Annotated in this window: 20 protein-coding genes; 11 read left to right on the top strand and 9 right to left on the bottom strand. The window is 65.2% G+C overall.

Annotated features, from left to right (window positions below):
• Positions 1–9: 9 nt before the first annotated feature.
• A complete protein-coding gene (locus tag QMG84_RS01915) occupies positions 10–564 on the bottom strand; it encodes a L,D-transpeptidase (protein WP_281930085.1) in 555 nt (184 codons plus the stop codon).
• 214 nt (positions 565–778) lie between these two features.
• Between QMG84_RS01915 and QMG84_RS01910 the strand changes: the two genes are divergently transcribed.
• The 3 genes from QMG84_RS01910 (at position 779) to lysA (ending at position 3,687) form a co-directional block, all read left to right on the top strand.
• Positions 779–1,993: a GNAT family N-acetyltransferase gene (locus QMG84_RS01910; RefSeq protein ID WP_281930083.1), complete on the top strand. Its 1,215-nt coding sequence runs from the start codon at positions 779–781 to the stop codon at positions 1,991–1,993.
• 139 nt (positions 1,994–2,132) lie between these two features.
• Positions 2,133–2,417 (top strand): LPS translocon maturation chaperone LptM, encoded by a 285-nt coding sequence (gene lptM, locus QMG84_RS01905; RefSeq protein WP_281930081.1) that lies wholly within the window; start codon positions 2,133–2,135, stop codon positions 2,415–2,417.
• A gap of 4 nt (positions 2,418–2,421) precedes the next feature.
• The gene (gene lysA, locus QMG84_RS01900) at positions 2,422–3,687 is read left to right on the top strand and encodes a diaminopimelate decarboxylase (protein ID WP_281930080.1); all 1,266 of its coding nucleotides are present in this window, start codon (positions 2,422–2,424) and stop codon (positions 3,685–3,687) included.
• Here the strand turns inward: lysA and QMG84_RS01895 are convergent.
• Positions 3,653–4,489 carry an alpha/beta hydrolase gene (locus QMG84_RS01895; RefSeq protein WP_281930078.1) on the bottom strand — a complete coding sequence of 279 codons (837 nt, stop codon included), beginning with the start codon at positions 4,487–4,489 and terminating at the stop codon, positions 3,653–3,655. The genes lysA and QMG84_RS01895 overlap by 35 nt on opposite strands.
• 197 nt (positions 4,490–4,686) lie before the next feature.
• Here QMG84_RS01895 and QMG84_RS01890 point away from each other — a divergent pair, with 197 nt between their 5' ends.
• Positions 4,687–5,055: a type II toxin-antitoxin system RelE/ParE family toxin gene (locus tag QMG84_RS01890; RefSeq protein ID WP_281930076.1), complete on the top strand. Its 369-nt coding sequence runs from the start codon at positions 4,687–4,689 to the stop codon at positions 5,053–5,055.
• Positions 5,052–5,375, top strand: coding sequence for a helix-turn-helix domain-containing protein (locus tag QMG84_RS01885; protein WP_281930074.1), 324 nt, complete (start codon positions 5,052–5,054; stop codon positions 5,373–5,375). The genes QMG84_RS01890 and QMG84_RS01885 overlap by 4 nt, the downstream gene beginning before the upstream one ends.
• A gap of 45 nt (positions 5,376–5,420) precedes the next feature.
• On the opposite strand, the gene QMG84_RS01880 is transcribed toward QMG84_RS01885, so the two are convergent.
• A complete protein-coding gene (locus QMG84_RS01880; protein ID WP_281930073.1) occupies positions 5,421–6,431 on the bottom strand; it encodes an NAD-dependent epimerase/dehydratase family protein in 1,011 nt (336 codons plus the stop codon).
• A gap of 115 nt (positions 6,432–6,546) precedes the next feature.
• Here QMG84_RS01880 and QMG84_RS01875 point away from each other — a divergent pair, with 115 nt between their 5' ends.
• From QMG84_RS01875 to QMG84_RS01865, 3 genes are all read left to right on the top strand, one after another.
• A complete protein-coding gene (locus tag QMG84_RS01875) occupies positions 6,547–7,146 on the top strand; it encodes a cytochrome b/b6 domain-containing protein (protein WP_281930072.1) in 600 nt (199 codons plus the stop codon).
• A complete protein-coding gene (locus tag QMG84_RS01870) occupies positions 7,143–7,892 on the top strand; it encodes a molybdopterin-dependent oxidoreductase (protein ID WP_281930071.1) in 750 nt (249 codons plus the stop codon). The genes QMG84_RS01875 and QMG84_RS01870 overlap by 4 nt, the downstream gene beginning before the upstream one ends.
• 368 nt (positions 7,893–8,260) lie before the next feature.
• On the top strand, positions 8,261–8,494 hold the full coding sequence (locus tag QMG84_RS01865) for a hypothetical protein (protein ID WP_202070763.1): 234 nt from the start codon (positions 8,261–8,263) through the stop codon (positions 8,492–8,494).
• On the opposite strand, the gene truA is transcribed toward QMG84_RS01865, so the two are convergent.
• From truA to def, 3 genes are all read right to left on the bottom strand, one after another.
• Positions 8,488–9,225: a tRNA pseudouridine(38-40) synthase TruA gene (truA, locus tag QMG84_RS01860; protein ID WP_281930068.1), complete on the bottom strand. Its 738-nt coding sequence runs from the start codon at positions 9,223–9,225 to the stop codon at positions 8,488–8,490. The genes QMG84_RS01865 and truA overlap by 7 nt on opposite strands.
• A 257-nt stretch (positions 9,226–9,482) precedes the next feature.
• A complete protein-coding gene (gene fmt / locus QMG84_RS01855; protein ID WP_281930067.1) occupies positions 9,483–10,409 on the bottom strand; it encodes a methionyl-tRNA formyltransferase in 927 nt (308 codons plus the stop codon).
• 3 nt (positions 10,410–10,412) lie between these two features.
• On the bottom strand, positions 10,413–10,979 hold the full coding sequence (gene def, locus QMG84_RS01850) for a peptide deformylase (protein ID WP_281930066.1): 567 nt from the start codon (positions 10,977–10,979) through the stop codon (positions 10,413–10,415).
• Positions 10,980–11,155: 176 nt separating this feature from the next.
• Here def and QMG84_RS01845 point away from each other — a divergent pair, with 176 nt between their 5' ends.
• The 3 genes from QMG84_RS01845 to QMG84_RS01835 all read left to right on the top strand — a co-directional run bounded on the left by QMG84_RS01845 (position 11,156) and on the right by QMG84_RS01835 (position 13,732).
• On the top strand, positions 11,156–11,716 hold the full coding sequence (locus tag QMG84_RS01845; protein ID WP_281930064.1) for a LemA family protein: 561 nt from the start codon (positions 11,156–11,158) through the stop codon (positions 11,714–11,716).
• Positions 11,717–11,850: 134 nt separating this feature from the next.
• A complete protein-coding gene (locus QMG84_RS01840; protein ID WP_281930063.1) occupies positions 11,851–12,969 on the top strand; it encodes a M48 family metallopeptidase in 1,119 nt (372 codons plus the stop codon).
• A gap of 49 nt (positions 12,970–13,018) precedes the next feature.
• On the top strand, positions 13,019–13,732 hold the full coding sequence (locus QMG84_RS01835) for a DsbA family protein (protein WP_281930061.1): 714 nt from the start codon (positions 13,019–13,021) through the stop codon (positions 13,730–13,732).
• Positions 13,733–13,881: 149 nt separating this feature from the next.
• Here the strand turns inward: QMG84_RS01835 and QMG84_RS01830 are convergent, their stop codons facing one another.
• The 3 genes from QMG84_RS01830 to QMG84_RS01820 are packed head-to-tail and all read right to left on the bottom strand — an operon-like array spanning position 13,882 to position 16,273.
• Positions 13,882–14,775, bottom strand: a complete 894-nt coding sequence (locus QMG84_RS01830; protein WP_281930059.1) for an alpha/beta hydrolase — start codon at positions 14,773–14,775, stop codon at positions 13,882–13,884.
• Complete coding sequence (locus tag QMG84_RS01825) at positions 14,772–15,665, bottom strand: tetratricopeptide repeat protein (protein WP_281930058.1); 894 nt, start codon at positions 15,663–15,665, stop codon at positions 14,772–14,774. Before QMG84_RS01825 ends, QMG84_RS01830 begins: the two co-directional genes overlap by 4 nt.
• On the bottom strand, positions 15,662–16,273 hold the full coding sequence (locus QMG84_RS01820) for a thiamine phosphate synthase (protein WP_281930057.1): 612 nt from the start codon (positions 16,271–16,273) through the stop codon (positions 15,662–15,664). Before QMG84_RS01820 ends, QMG84_RS01825 begins: the two co-directional genes overlap by 4 nt.
• Between the last annotated feature and the right edge of the window lie 3 nt (positions 16,274–16,276).

The raw sequence follows: 16,276 nt of genomic DNA, 5'->3' as shown, positions 1-16,276 counted from the left end.
CGACAAAAATCAATATCTATCGGCCTCGAACAGGAAAAAGTCCGAGGGAGCCGGCTGTGCCGGCTGGGCCGGCCGAACCCGCGCGACCGGACGCGCGCGGACGGGGCGCGTGAGGTCGTCGGCGCGTTCGCTTCTCGGCGCGCGAGCCGTCCGGGTTTCGCCGACGATGTCGATCGTCGCCCCCTGTTGCTCGACCCATTCGAAGAGCTTCTGGGCGTTGGCGACCGAGAGGCGGACGCAGCCGTGCGAGCGGGGGGCGCCCAGCCCGCGCTCGAAACTGCCGTGGATAGCGAGGCCCCGGGGCGAGAAAAAGATGGCGTAAGGCATCGGCGCCTGATCATACTCGTCCGAGTAGTGATCAGCCTCCATGCGCATGACCGCGTAATGCCCGGTGGGCGTCTCATAGCCCGGCCGGCCGCTGGAGATTTTCCACACGACCGTTTCGCCGCCGCGCACCGCTGTCAGACGCTGCGACGCGAGGTCGATCGAAATGCGCACGGTCGCGAAAGCGGGCGCGGCGGCCAGCAGCGTCGCCGCGAGGAGAAAGAAACGGAACATTTTCATGGCGAAAACCTAACCACGCCGGGTGGTCCCCGTAAAGGCGCCGGGCCGGAGGGGGCGAACGCTTGGCGCCGGATTTGAACCTCACGCCCGCAGCAAGGCGGGTCGGAACGCGTCGTCTCACATTCAGACGCCCTGCCGCCTCAAAATGGGTCAGCGCCAAGGATTGTCGAAGATGCTCGCGCCGTTCCTGAACGTAAAAGGAGTTGCATTGGCCATGGCCGAGTTGGGCCGCTCCGACCGGCGCGCGTCGCGCGAGCGCTTCCCGCGCCTCGTGGGCGGGACGGATGTCGCCGCGCCGAATGCTCCCTCTCGGGCGGCGGAGCTGTCTCTCGAGCATATGGACGCGCTCGCATCCGACTGGCGCGATCTCTCGCGGCGCGCCCTGGAGCCGAACGCCTTCTACGAGCCCGGCTTCGCCCTGTCGGCGGCGCGGCATTGCCCCGCCGCCGAGCGTCCTCGTTTCATTGTCGTGCGCGACGGCGCTGGCCGGCTGACGGGTCTTTTCCCGATCGTCGCGCCGAATCCGCTGTTCGGCGACGGGTTGATCCGCCTGTGGCTGCATAAGCAGGCGGCGCTCGCGACGCCGCTCGTCGACCGCGATTGCGCGCCTCAAACGATCGAGGCCTTCCTCGCCTGGGTCGAGGCGCGCGAGAAATCTGCCGGCGTCCTGTTCTCGCGTATGCCGACCAACGGCCGTTTCCATCAGGCTCTGCAACGCGTTGTCGCTGGCCGCGCCGTCGACGTTCTCGATTCCTACGAACGCGCCGCGCTGCTGCCGGGCGGCGCGGCCGACGCGCTTGGGCCCCGCGCGGGCGGAACGAAGAAGCTCGCGGAAATCCGCCGTCAGGCGCGGCGCCTGGGCGAGATGGGTCGCGTCACCTTCGAAACCCATGACAGCGAAGCGGAAATCAAAGCCGCGGCCGAGGAATTTCTGGCCCTCGAAGCCTCGGGCTGGAAGGCCTGGCGCGGCGCGCTTCTCTCGCAGCCGGCGCTCGCCACCTTCCTGCGCAGCGCGACGCGGCTGCTGGCGCGCGAGAATGGCTGCAAGATCCAGTCGTTGCGCCTCGACGGGCGCCCGATCGCCATGGCGGTGGTGCTGGAGAGCCAGGGTCGCAGCTATTTGTGGAAGATCGCTTTCGACGAGTCCCTGCGCGCCCAGGCGCCGGGCATCCAGCTCGTCTATGCGCACACCAAGGCGGCGCTCGATGGCGGCGATCTCGACTATGTGGATAGCTGCGCCATCGCCAATCACCCGATGATCGACCGCATCTGGCCGGATCGGATCGGCGTCTGTGACGTCGCCGTGTCGCTCGGCGCGCGTGGCGACGGTGCCTTCCTCGCGAGTTGCCGGCGCGCCAACGCCCGCCGGCAGGCGCGGGAGATGGCCAAGCGCCTGGCCAACCGGCTGCTCAAGCGCAAGGTGAGCTGAAGGAAGCGGACCGCGCGCCTTCAGGCGCGCTCAAAAATGCGCGGCTGAAGCCGCGCGGTCCTCAAGAGCGGCGCTCTCGCCTTTTCGATCCGGATCGGTATAGTGCCCGCGACCTCGCCAAACGCCGGACTTGACGCCTGTGACGATCCGCCGACCCTGCCTGCTCCTTTTCCTGGCCGCTTTCGCCGCAACCGGCCTCTCGGCGTGCGGCCGGCGCGGGCCGCTCGAACTGCCGCCCGAGATACAGGCGCAGGGCGAAGCGCTGAAGGCGCAACAGGCCGCCGCGCTGGCGAAATCGGCGAAAAACGCGCCCAGGCCCGCTCCGGGGCAGGCGACGCCGGAACCGCCGCCGCCGCCGATCCCCGGCACGATCGGCAACCGGCCGCCCGAACAATATCCCTTCCCTCTCGACCCGCTGCTCTGACGCAATGCATCATTTCGATTACCGCAACGGCACGCTCTTCGCCGAAGACGTCGCCGTGTCCGAGCTCGCAAGCACGGTCGGGACACCCTTCTATTGCTATTCCGCCGCCACGATCCGCCGGCACTTCCGGGTCTTTTCGCAGGCTTTCACGGGGCTCGACGCGCTCGTCTGCTACGCGATGAAGGCCAATTCCAACCAGGCCGTGCTGCGCCTCCTCGCCAAGGAAGGCGCCGGCATGGATGTGGTCTCGGGCGGCGAGCTCGCCCGCGCACTGGCGGCGGGCGTTCCGGGCTCGAAAATCACCTTCTCCGGCGTCGGCAAGACGGACGAAGAGATCGGCGCGGCGCTCGACGCCGGCATCTTCTGCTTCAATGTCGAATCCGAGCCGGAGCTCGAGGCCATTTCGCGCATCGCCTCCGCCAGAGGCTGCGCCGCGCCTGTGTCTCTACGCGTCAATCCGGACGTCGATGCGCGTACTCACAAGAAGATTTCGACCGGCAAATCCGAAAATAAATTCGGCGTGCCGCTCTCTCACGCCCGCGAGGTCTACGCCCGCGCCGCGAAGCTGCCGGGCATAAAGATCGCCGGCGCCGATATGCATATCGGCTCGCAGCTCACCGATCTCGAACCTTTCGACGAGGCCTTCTCGCTGCTTGCGGAGCTGGTGCGAGACCTGCGCGCCGACGGCCATGACATCTCCCACGTCGATCTCGGCGGCGGGCTCGGCATCCCCTATCACGAGGGCGACGATCCGCAGTCCTACCACCCGGAGCGTTACGCCGAGATCGTGCGCCGGCATTTCGGGGGCTTAGGCTGCAAGCTCGTCTTCGAGCCCGGACGCCTGATCGTCGGCAACGCCGGCGTGCTGATTACGCGCGTGATCTATGTGAAGCGGGGCGAGGCCAAGACCTTCGTCATCGTCGACGCCGGCATGAATGATCTGGTGCGGCCGACGCTCTATGACGCCCACCACGACCTGATGCCCGTGCGCGAGCCGACGGACCGCGCCGAGATCGTCGCCGACGTCGTCGGCCCGGTCTGCGAGACGGGCGACTATCTGGCGCTGGGCCGCAAAATGCCGGACGCGAAACCCGGCGAGCTGATCGCCGTGCTGACCTCGGGCGCCTATGGCGCGGTGCAGGCCGGAACCTACAATACGCGGCCCTTGATCCCCGAGGTGCTGGTCGACGGCGCGCGCTACGCCGTGATCCGCCCGCGCCCGAGCGTTGCGGAGCTTATTGCGCTGGATCGCGTGCCGGACTGGCTGTAGCGGCGGCGTCGATCCATTCCATCGTCTTTTCCAGCGCGCCTGGGCTCGACAAGGCGAGATGGCTGACGCCCGGCAAGGCGATCAACTGCTTGGGCTCGCCCGCCCGCTCGAACAGCCGCCGGGCGTTGGCGGCGGGGGTGATGCGATCTTCCTCGCCCACCAACATCAACACCGGCGCGCGCACCTTGCCGATCGCCTCATCGGCGCGGAAGGTGTCCTGGAGGACGAGGCTCACCGGGAAAATCGGAAAGCGCGACTGCGCCACCGCGAGGACTGAGTCATAGGGCGAGTCCAGCACCAGCGCCGCAGCGCCATGGCGGGCGGCGAGCATGGTCGCGACGCCGGTTCCGAGCGACTCGCCCATCACCACGATGCGCTCGGGCTTGAAGCCGCGCCTGAGGGCTTCGGCATAGGCCGCCTCCGCGTCGCGCATGAGCCCCTCTTCCGACGGCGCGCCGGTCGATCCGCCATAGCCCCGCCAGGAGGTCGCCAGCAGGCCGTAACCATGGCGGGTCAATTTATCGAAGCGCTTCTTGCGGTCGGCCAGAGGACCCGCATTGCCCTGGAAATAAAGAATGAGCGGAAAGCGCGCGTCTTTCGGGGCGCGATGCCAGGCTTCGAGCGTCTCCCCGTCCTCGGTCCTGAGCCGCAGCGTCTCGACGTCCGAGAGCCCCGCTTGCACGGGCGTTACGAGGCGTGCATGCCGCGGATAGATCATGGCGCGCTGCTGCAGCGCGAGGCCGGCGAATACTGCAAAATAAATGACCGGGATGCCGACAAGCGCGATGCGGGCACGTCTCATCTCGTAACCTTTCTTGAAGCGCGGACTTTCCCATAGCCTCTTTTCGGACCGCCCGGGAGCGAATCCCATTGAGGTGTAATAATCACTATTATATATTAGCCCTACGTCGGTTGGTCCCCGACGTCTAGTCGGAAACAGACAGGGAAGTGAGGCGCCACACGATCAAAGGCCGCGCAGGACAAGCGCAAGGAGCGCCAATGAAAATTCATATTCCAAAGTCGTTTCAACGTGACGCAGGCCGAGAAGGAGTCACCGACGAGAACTGCAGGGAAGCTATCAGGCGAGCCGAACGCGGTCTGATAGACGCCGATCTTGGCGGGGGCCTGATAAAGCAGAGAATTCCGAGAAGCAACCAGGGCGCCTCGAGGGGGTTGCGCTCGGTCATCTTCTACAAGAAGCAGGATGTCGCGGTTTTCCTGCACATCTTCTCCAAGAGCGACAAAGCCAATCTCACGAAATCGGAGTTGGCCGAGTATATGAATCTCGCTCGGTCTCTGGAAAAGCTGACCGAAGCGACGTTGAAAGAACTGGGCGCAAAGAGAGGCTGGAGAGAGCTAGAGTTATGACCCAGACAAAACGCTATCGGAGCGGCGCGCTCCAGTCGCTTCATGAGGTTGCCGAGGACCTCCATGATGTCGGCGTAATCGACAAGGCCACGATGCGGGACTTCGATCTGAGCTGCCTAACGCCAGTGGAGCCGCTGGAGCCCGAAGCAATCAAACGCATCCGCGAGAAATCGCATATGAGCCAAGCAACCTTCGCGCTGGCGTTGAACGTGACCAAAATCCTCGTCAGCAAATGGGAGCGCGGGGAGGTCCGGCCGAGCGGTCCTTCGCTCAAGCTTCTTGCCCTTGCCGATCGCAAAGGGATCGAAGCGATTCTGTGAAAAGATTGCCGACCGGCAAAACAACCGTATCTCGATCAACACGCATCAAAGCCGCAGCGGCCCGTTCTTCTCCCGGTAATCGCGGTACCATTCGACGAGCGCCTTAACGCCCTCCGCCACCGACGTCTGCGGGCGGTATCCCGTGAGCCGCTCAAGGAGATCAGCCGAGGCGAAGGTGCGCGGCACGTCGCCTTTCTGCATGTCGAGATAATTGCGGATCGCCTTTTTGCCCGCGGTTTTTTCCAGCGTGTCGATGAAATCGAGCAAAGGCGCCGGCGCGCCGCGGCCGATGTTCACGATGCGATAGGGCGCCTGCGGCGAGACCGAGTCGTCGCCCGAGCAGCGCTCTGGGACGCAATCCGTCAGCCGCGCGATCGCCTCGACGAGGTCATCTATGTAAGTGAAATCACGCGACATATTGCCGTGGTTATAGATGTCGATCGGGCGGCCGCTTTCGATCGCTTCGAGGAATTTCAACGGCGCCATGTCGGGCCGGCCCCAGGGGCCATAGACCGTGAAGAAGCGGAACATGGTCGTCGGGATCGACCACAGATGCGCATAGGAATGCGCCATGGCCTCGCCCGCCTTCTTGCTTGCCGCATAGAGCGTCAGCGGATGATCGGTCTTATCGTCCTCGCGGAAGGGCACGGTCGGGCTCGCGCCATAGACGGAACTTGTCGAAGCGATGAGGAGGTGGCGCGGCTTGAGGATGCGCGCGATCTCCAGCACGTTGAAGGTCCCGACGAGATTGGACTCCACATAAGCGCGCGGATTTTCGAGGCTGTAGCGCACGCCCGCCTGCGCCGCGAGATGGATGATGACGTCGGGGGCGCTGTGCTCGGCGGCCTGCGTCAGCGCCGCCATATCCTCGAGCATGGCGATCGTGTCGCGGAAGCCCTCTTCGCGCGCCAGAATTTCGCGCCGCGCCTCCTTGAGCCGCGGATCGTAATAGGGCGTCATGCCGTCGAAGCCGTCGACCGTATGGCCCAGCGCCAGCAGCCGCCGCGCGAGGTGGAAGCCGATGAAGCCGGAAGTGCCGGTGATGAAAACGCGCATCGCTTAGCCTGGCTCTGGGCGGACAGATCGCCGCCGCGCCGTCTTGGGCAATCGCCTTGCCCCTGTCAACGCGCGCCGTGGCGCGATAGGTTGAGGCGAGATGCGGAGCGAGAAGATGGACGCCCCAAACCACCCGCTCTTGTTGCGGGCCCTGCACTGGATCAACGCCTTCGCGGTGATCGTGATGATCCTGTCCGGCTGGCGGATCTACGACGCCTCGCCGCTCTATGGCTTCCTATTCCCGGCTGAATTTACGCTCGGCGGCTGGCTCGCGGGGGCGCTGGCCTGGCATTTCGCTGCGATGTGGTTGCTCGCAGCCAATCTCCTCGCCTATCTGCTGTATGGAATCGCAACCGGGCGTTTCCAGCGTCTTTTCCTACCGCTGTGGCCTGGCGCGATCTGGCGTGACGCGTGGGCGGTCCTCACGGGCCGCATGGCGCATGTTCCCGGTCGCTACAATGCCGCGCAACGAGCGGCTTACGTCTTCGCGATTCTCGCAACCATCATCGCGATCCTCTCCGGGCTCGCCTTGTGGAAGCCCGTGCAATTGCAGGAGCTGACCGCGCTCATGGGCGGTTTCGAGACAGCGCGGCGCGTGCATTTCTTCGCCATGGCGGCGCTGGTCATCTTCCTTCTCGGTCATATCTCACTGGCGCTTTCGAATAAGAGCGTTCTCAAAGCCATGACGATCGGAAGTAGGGAGCAGGCGCAGTGAAACGACGGAAAATCTCCTTGTCCGATTTCCGCCCGCAACTCGAACGCGTCGAACGCCGGCTTTTCCTGAAGCAAAGCCTCTCTCTCGGCGCGCTGACCATGCTCTCCGGCTGCACGCTGAAAGACGAAGACGCTGTCGACCGCCTGCTCTTCGCCATGTCGCGCTTCAACGACGCCGCTCAGGCGGCGCTCTTCAACCCAAATAAGCTCGCGCCTCTCTATTCCGAAGCCGAGATCACGACGCCTTTTCCTTTCAACGCCTATTACGAAGAAGGGCTCGCACCGGTCATCGATGGTGCGCGCTATCGCTTGCTGCTTTCGGGACTCATCGAAAACAAGCGCCCCTGGTCGCTGGAAGAGCTGCGCGACCTGCCGCAAGTTTCGCAGATCACGCGCCATGTCTGCGTCGAAGGGTGGAGCGCCATCGGCAAATGGGGCGGCGTTCCGTTCCGAGTGTTCCTCGAACGCATCGGCGCCGATATGACGGCGCGCTATGTCGGCTTCCGCTGCGCCGATAATTATTCGACGAGCATCGACATGCCGAGCGCGCTACATCCGCAGACGCTGCTTGCCTTGGATTTTCCGGGCCTGCCGGGAGAGACGAAATATGGCTTTCCCGTGAAGATTCGCATTCCGACGAAGCTCGGGTTCAAAAACCCGAAATTCGTCGTCGAGATTTTCGTCACCAACGATAATCCCGGCGGTTACTGGGAAGACAAGGGCTACAACTGGTTCAGCGGCTCATAGCGCGCGATCATCCGACCCGCCGTCATTGCGAGGAGGCGGAGCCGACGAAGCAATCCAGGGCCGCATCGCCGCCCTGGATTGCTTCGCTTCGCTCGCAATGACGGGCGCTGAGTAAAACCCGCGTTTTTGTGGCTCTGCATTCCCCGGTGCGAGCTGATCAAACGGAAATGGTATGGCAGGCGCAACATTCGCTCCTGCATATCGGACAACATGATTGCGGCAAGCCCGCCTCAATCGTGGCCGTTACGCCTTGAAATCATCCCGGCCTCGCCTAGCGCAAGGCTCAACATCTCCACGGTAGGCGGTTGTTATCGTCTCGGGCGGCCGGTGATTCGCCGGAATGGGGGCATTCGACGAGAGGGGTTTTCATGATCCAGAATCGAAGCCGAGTGAATGGCATTCTCGCCGCCGTGCTGTCGGCGAGCATCGTTCCCATGCATGGCGCGTTGGCCAAGCCGAAATCGCCAGACGCGCCCAGGACCGCCGCCAAGAAGATCGACCATGCGGCGGTGAAAAAAACGGACAAGCAGGCGGCGCCCAAGGATGACGCCGCGAAATCCGAAAGCAGCGGCGCCAACGCGCCTGCGACCGTGACTCAATAATCCACGGCGACGAGATAGAGACCGTGCGGCGGCGCAACCTGGCCGCACCGCGCACGGTCTTTCGCCGCGAGGGCGGCGGCGAGATCGTCGGCGGACCATTTGCCGGTCCCGACATGCTCCAGCGAACCAGCCATGGAGCGCACCTGATTATGCAGGAAGGACCGCGCGCAAGTGACGATCTCGATACGGTCGCCCTCACGCCGCACGTCGAGCCGCTCGAGCGTGCGGATCGGCGAATTGGCCTGGCATTCGGAAGCGCGGAAGGTGGTGAAGTCATAGCGGCCGACAAGACACTGCGCGGCGTCGTGCATCGCCTCGGCGTCGAGCGGGCGCTTGACGTGCCAGGCGCGGCCGAGCGTGACGGTCAGAGGCGCGCGGCGATTGTCGATGATGTAGCGATAGTGGCGGCGGATGGCGGAGAAGCGCGCTTCGAAACGCTCATCCACCGCCCGCGCGTCGACGACGGCGATGGGGTCGGGCTTCAAATGCGCGTTGAGCGCGTCGCGCAGGCGATCCAGGCGCCATTCCCGCGTGAGATCGACATGGGCGACCTGACCCAGCGCATGCACGCCGGCGTCGGTGCGCCCGGCGCCATGGATCACGGCGCGCGCGCCATTGATCGCGGACACAGCCTCCTCCAGCCGCTGCTGCACGGACATGCCATTGGCCTGCCGCTGCCAGCCGACGAAAGGTCCGCCGTCATATTCGATGGTGAGCGCGTAGCGGGGCATGTCTCAGGGCCAAGGGACAGCGCTGGGCGTGAGCCTATCCCTCCCCTTTACGGGGAGGGTGGCCCCGCGTGAGCGGGGTCGGGTGGGGTAAGGCCCCAACCATTGTCGTAGCGGCGAGAACCCCACCCGGCGGCCTGCGGCCGCCGACCTCCCCGTAAAAGGGAGGTATTCTGCGCCGACCGAGCCAGATTCGCTTTTGACCGGATGGGCTGGGGATTGGCTGCCGCCACCCCTACAAGCCCCTGCCTGCACTGCCCTCATCCCAGCACGGCGCCCTTCGCGAGCTTGCGGCCGCGCAGAAATTCCTCGATCGCCATCTCGCCCTTGCCGGCGCGCTGCACGCGCAGGAGCCGAAGCGCGCCGTCGCCGCAGGCGATGAGGCCGGCCTCGTCGAGAATCGTCCCCGGCGCGCCCTTGCCAGCTTCCACTTGCGTGCGCAGCACTTTCACCCGCTCGACGCCATGGCCGAGGTCGCCCTCGAAAAAGGCCCCCGGAAAGGGCGTGAGGCCGCGCACATGGTCGTGCAGCGCCTGCGCCGGCCGGCGCCAGTCGATGCGCGCCTCGGCCTTGTCGATCTTGGCGGCGTAGCAGTCGCCTTCTTCCGGCTGCGGCGTGAAACGCAATTCGCCCTTGGCAAGAAGATCGAGCGCATCGGCCATCAAGGGCGCCCCGAGCTCGGCGAGCCTGTCGTGCAGCTCGCCGGCCGTCATATCGGGGCCGATGGGCGTTTTCGCGGTAAGCGCGACAGGGCCCGTGTCGAGCCCGGCGTCCATCTTCATCACCTCGACGCCGCTCTCCTTGTCGCCGGCCATGATCGCGCGCTGGATCGGCGCGGCGCCGCGCCAGCGCGGCAGCAGGGAACCGTGGAGGTTGAGGCAGCCATGTTTTGGCGCGTCGAGAATGGGCTGCGGCAGCAGCAGGCCATAGGCCGCGACGACCGCCACGTCGGCCTGTAGCGCCCTGAACGCCGCCTGCTCCTCAGGGCTGCGCAGGCTCTTCGGCGTGCGCACGAGAAGTCCTTTGCTCTCGGCGAATTGGTGGACGCTGGATTTCTTCTCCGACATCCCCCGCCCCGCCGGGCGCGGCGGCTGGGAATAGACGGCGGCGATCTCGTGACCGCGCGCGCAAAGCTCTTTCAGCAGCGCCGTCGCGAAGTCCGGCGTGCCCATGAAAATCACGCGCAAGCGTCAGGCCTCGACGTCTTCCGACTGGCGGGCGGCGTCGGCGCGGCGCTGGGCCACGATTTCGTCCATCCGCGCCGCCTTGGTGAATTTCTTGACGACGCGCTCGCGCTTCAGCCGCGACAGATTGTCGATGAACAGGCCGCCCTCGAGATGCTCCAGCTCATGCTGCACGACCGTCGCGAGGAAGCCATCGGCGTCGAATTCCTGCGTCTCGCCCGCGCGGTCGAGATGGCGCACGCGCACGCGCGCCGGGCGCTTTACGTCGTCGAAATAGTCCGGCACCGAGAGGCAGCCCTCGTTATAGGAGGAGAGCTCCTCCGAGGCCCAGATGATCTCGGGATTGATCAGGAAGAGCGGGCTGCGCTCCTCTTCCGTCTTGCCGGGGTCGACGACAACGATGCGCTTGGCCACGGCCACCTGAATGGCCGCGAGCCCGACGCCGGGCGCCTCGTACATGGTCTCCAGCATGTCGTCGAGAAGCTGCAAGATCTCGGCGTCGACGCGCTCCACCGGCTGCGAGACCTTGCGCAGCCGGGGATCGGGCAGGGTGATGATCGGCAGAAGAGCCATCGCTAATTCTTTTAGGGTTCGTCGCGGTTCCGCGAGCCGTGAGCCTTTCGTCAAGAGATAGGCGTGAGCGGCCGTTCCGTCAAATAGACGCGGCCTTTGCCCCGACGCGGCGCAGGGCTAACATGCGCACGCTCCGGCGGCGGTTTCCCGCGGCGGGCCAAGAGGAGGAATGTCAAATGGCGCTACTCGTGTTGCTCGGCCTCGCGGCGGCGGTCGGCTTATGGCTGGTCGGGGCCTATAATGGTCTCGTCAATCTGCGGCAGCGCTGCAAACAGGCCTTCTCGGACATCAATGTCCAGCTCAAGCAGCGCCACGACCTCGTCCCTAATCTGGTCGAGACGGTGAAGGGCTACGCCAAGCATGAGAAGACGACGCTCGAAGACGTGATCAAGGCGCGCAACCTAGCCGTCTCGGCCGCCGGCCCCACGGCGCAGGGCGCCGCCGAGGGCGCGCTGACCGGCGCGCTTTCCCGCCTCATTGCGCTCAGCGAAGCCTATCCCGACCTCAAGGCCAATCAGAATTTCCAGCAGTTGCAGAGCGAACTGGCGGACATAGAGAACAAGATCTCGGCCGCGCGGCGTTTCCTCAACAATTCGGTCGCCGAATATAACGCCACGCGCGAGGGCTTTCCCGGCTTCCTGATCGCCCAGCGTTACGGTTTCGAGCCGGAGGACTATTTCAATCTGGGCGAGGCCGAGCAGAAGGCCATCGAAGCGGCGCCGAAGGTGCAGTTCTAACCAAAGAGCCAGCCCGTCATTGCGAGGAGCGTAAGCGACGAAGCAACCCAGAGCCGCGATGACGCCCTGGATTGCTTCGCTTCGCTCGCAATGACGGGTGCGCTACGGCCGGCGCCCCTAAACGGGAAACCTCAATGTTCAAAGCCTACGGCCTCTATTCCCACATCCGCGCCAATCGGATGCGCTCGGCCTTCCTGCTTGCGGGCTTTGTCGTCCTGCTGCTGGCGCTGATGTTTTCCTTCGCGCTGATCTTCGAGGCTGTGAATGCCAGCGACGCGCCTTTCGACATTATCGTCGCCCGTGCGACAAAGGACCTTGAATATGGCTGGCCGATCGGCGTCGCGGCGGCGGGCGCCTGGTTCGCCATCGCCTATTTCTTTCACCAGAGGATGATCGACTTCGCGACCGGCGCGCATGACGTCACCCGCGCAGAAACGCCGCGGCTTTACAATCTCCTCGAAAATCTCTGCATCTCGCGCGGCATTCCCATCCCGGCGCTGCAGATCATCGAGAGCGACGCGCTCAACGCCTACGCCTCGGGCCTCGAAGAGGGGAAATATCACATCGCCGTCACGCGCGGCCTGCTCGTGGAATTGACCGACCCCGAGATCGAGGCGGTGCTCGCTCATGAGCTGACCCATATCCGTAACCGCGACGTTCAGATGATGGTGATCGCGGTGATCTTCGCCGGCATTTTCGCCTTCGTCGCGGATTTGACCTTCCGCAACTGGAACTTCCCTTTCGGCTTCATGCCGACCCGCTCCTCCGATCGCGAGGACAACCGGCGCGATGGCGGGGCTATTATCGCGATCGTCCTGGCGCTGCTCATCATCCTGCTGAGTTGGGGCGCTTCGGTCCTGATCCGCTTCGCGCTGTCGCGCTCGCGCGAATATCTCGCCGACGCCGGTTCTGTGGAATTGACCAAAAATCCCGACGCCATGATCTCCGCGCTCCGCAAAATCCAGGCGCATGCGGTCATCCCCGACATGCCCTCGCGCATGCACGCCTTCTTCATCGAGAGCCCCGCGCGCGTGGAGGAATCGAGCTGGCTCGCAACCCATCCGAGCGTCGACGAGCGCATCAAGGCGTTGATCGTTTATGCCGGCGGACAGGATGTGGAGATCGCCCCCGCTCCGGCGCCGATCGAGGAAGCCGCGCCCGAGGCGATCGAGCCACAGACGGAGGAAGGGTCTTTCCTGCCGAAGGATGGCCACATCCCTCTTGATCCGCCAAAGCCCGGCCCATGGGGCTGACCGTTTTGTCCCATGCGCCGATCCCGCCCAAAAGCCGAGGAGCAGAGAATTGAAGTTTGATCGCCCAAGCGCGCAATTGACCCGGCGCGCGGCCCTCGGCGCCCTCGGCGCGGCCCCCTTTCTCGCAGTCTCCCCGCTTCGCGCGCAGGACAACTCTGCCTTTCCTCTACGCGGCGAGACCGGCGAGCCGATGCAGAATTTCCGCATCCCTTCGGAGCTGGACCCGGCGAGTCTTCCCGGCATTTTGTGGGAGGGCCGACGCGACGGCGATGTGATCCTCTACGAATTCTTCGATTATAATTGCGTTTTCTGTCGCAAGGCGGCGCGCGAGCTGGCGAGCATCGCCGCCAGCGACCGAAATCTGCGGGTGGGCCTGATCAACAACGCCATTCTCTCCATTGGATCGGTGCAGGCGGCGAAAGTTCAACAATCCGTCTTGCGGCTCTACGGGCCGGCGAAGGCGAATGAGTTTCACCTGAAGATGTATGCGGCGCGCGGCGGCGCCAATGGACCCTCGGCGCTGGCCATCGTGCGCGCCATGGGGCTCGACGCGGGCAAGGTGGAAGAATCGGCCGACAGCGAAACGGTCAGCGACGTCGTCAAAAAACAGACGCGCCTCGCGGCCGCGCTGGGCCTGGCGATGACGCCCGCTTTCATCATTGCTGGAACGGCGATCCTCGGCTGGCCGGGCGCCAAGCCGCTGCGCGAGATCATCGCCAACGCCCGCAAATGCGATCAGCCGGTTTGCGAGAAGAAGGGCTGAGGATATTTCCGTTTGAATGGCGCGCGTGGGCTTTGTCATTCCCGACGCGCGCAGCGCGATCGGGAATCCAGAGCCGCAACAGCGCTCATTCCGCTCTGGATTCCCGATCACTCGCTTCGCGAGCGTCGGGAATGACAACGGAAAGACAGTCAAACGGCCGCGTCGACCGCCAGCTTTTGCTTCAGGAAAGCGATCGCCTTGTCGCGCGACTCGCGCGCTTCGGGGATAAAGCCCATCCATTGCCAGGCGTGAGGGACATCCGGCCACAGCTCGCAATCCACCTCCACCCCCGCCGCCCGCGCGCGCTCGACGAGGCGCGTTGAGTCGTCGCGCAGGGCCTCGTCGCGCCCGGTATGGATAATGAGCGGCGGCAGGCCTGACAGATCGGCGTAGACGGGCGAGGCCAGCGGGTTTTTCCCGCTCGTCCGGCCGAGCGCCGACCGCGCGCCGGAGAGGATGACGCGGCGGGTGAAGAGCGCGTCCTTTTCTTCGTTTTCGCGCGCCGAGGGGCCGGCGACGGCAAGGTCCGTCCAGGGCGAAAACAGCGCGGCGGCTTTCGGGAGCGGCAGGCCTTCGTCGCGCGCGCGGAGCATCAACGCGACGGCGAGCCCGCCGCCGGCCGAATCGCCGGCGAGGACGATCGGGCCGGGACGGGACGCCAGCAGCGCCTTATAAGCGTGCAGAACATCGTCGAGCGCCGCGGGAAAGATATGCTCGGGGGCAAGCCGGTAGTCGGGCGTGAAAACATCGAAGCCCGCGCGGGCGAAATCGCGCGCAATGAAACGGAACAAGCGCGAGGAGCCGACGAGAAAGGCGCCGCCATAGAGATAGACGAGCGTCGCGCCGACCGGCGCTCCGGTCGCCGGGACCCAATCGCCCGGGACGTCCGGTATGAAGGGCGCACGCTTTTCAGGAGAGACTCGTTCGACAAGGGCCTGGAACCGCCGCAGCGACGCGATCGTTCCCAAGAGCCGCGGCTTCACGAATTTCCTCAAGAGCGCAGAGGTCCGCCGCGCAGCGAGGCTCGCCTGACGCTCCGTCATTTCGCTGGCGCCGCCGCCGGCTTTGGCGCGGGGGCGTTGGACAGGAAATCGAGCGAGGGATCGTTGAGTCCCCCCTGCTTCGCCTTGTCGCGCCATTGCTTGGCCTGCGCGACATCCACCTCCACCCCGAGCCCTTCGGCATAGAGATGCGCAAGACGGTTCTGCGCCACGGCGTTGCCCTTCTGCGCCGCCTTGCGCAGGAGATCGACGGCGGCGGCCCGGTCGCGCTCCACGCCCATGCCGTTGAACTGCATGATGGCGTATTCGACCATCGCCGGAGCGAGACCGAGATCCGAGGCGCGCTTGAACCAATCCGCCGCCTGCCGCTCGTCCTTCTCGACGCCCTTGCCGGTCTTGTAGAGAATGCCCAGCGCATAGTCGGCGTCGGCTGAGCCGGCCGCCGAGGCGCGCTTGAAGAAGCTCAGCGCCTTCGCGAAATCGGGATCCTTGCCGTCATTTTCGAGCGCGATCTCGCCGAGGAGATGCAGCGCCGCCGCATGCTCCCTGACGCCGGCCTTTTCGAGATAGGCGCGGGCGCGGGCGCGATCCTTGGCGATGTCGATGCCTTCGAGCAGCCCGACGCCATAGAGATAGGCGGCTTCCGTATCGCCATTGTCGGCCCCGCGCCGGAACCAGTCCATCGCCTGTTTCATATCGCGCGCGACGCCGGCGCCTTCGAGATAAAGCCGGCCAATAAGGGTCTGCGCGGCGGCGTCCTTGGGATTGGCGTCGACGCGCTTCTTCGCCTCGACCAAGGCGGCCTTGTAGTCGCCGCGCTGATAGGCGCCGAAGGCCAGATCGCGCGTGGCGGTCGGGGTGTCGGCCGGCGCCGCGAGAGCAAGTGTCGACAGACTCAAGGCGACGAAGGGCGCTATGAAACGGCGGATCATGCGCGCGTTCCTTCCAAAAGCCTCAGCGCCTCCGCGACCGCCGCAGCGGGGCCGCGCTTATCCCTCCAGACGGCGTCGTCGAGCATCACGAAATCGGCCCCCGCTTCGGCGAGCGGCGCAATATCGGCGAGCGATCCGGCGCGGGCGACGCAGGGCGTGTTGAACAGCTCCGCCCACCAGGCGACGCGCTCGATCAAGCCGGCCAAATCCTCGCCTTCGAACAGCACGTAATCGACATTCAATTCGCCAGCGCGCATGGCGTCGTCGCGCAGCTCGAAGCCGCCGGCGCCGACAATATATTTCGGCGAGAGCCTCTTTACTGCGTCGACCAGCTCCTCGCCGGAGCCGTTGATGTGCGCGCCATCGGCCTTGGCGCGCAGCGCCACGGTGGCGGAGCCCTCGACCAGAACCGCGACGCCCTTCTCCTGCGCCAAAGGCGTGAGCGCCCGCACGATGTCTTCGTTCTTGCGAGGGTCGTCGCCCGCAAGGCGAATGAGGAGCGACGCGACGTCGCCCGCCGAGAGGGCGTTTTCGAGCGCGGGCAGGAAATCATGGGCCTCGGCCAGGGGCGGCGTGGCGAGATAGAGGCGCGGCGCGTCTTCGCTCATGAA

Source organism: Methylocystis iwaonis, assembly GCF_027925385.1.
Lineage (GTDB): Bacteria > Pseudomonadota > Alphaproteobacteria > Rhizobiales > Beijerinckiaceae > Methylocystis > Methylocystis iwaonis.
This window is presented reverse-complemented; position numbering and strand designations above follow the sequence as displayed.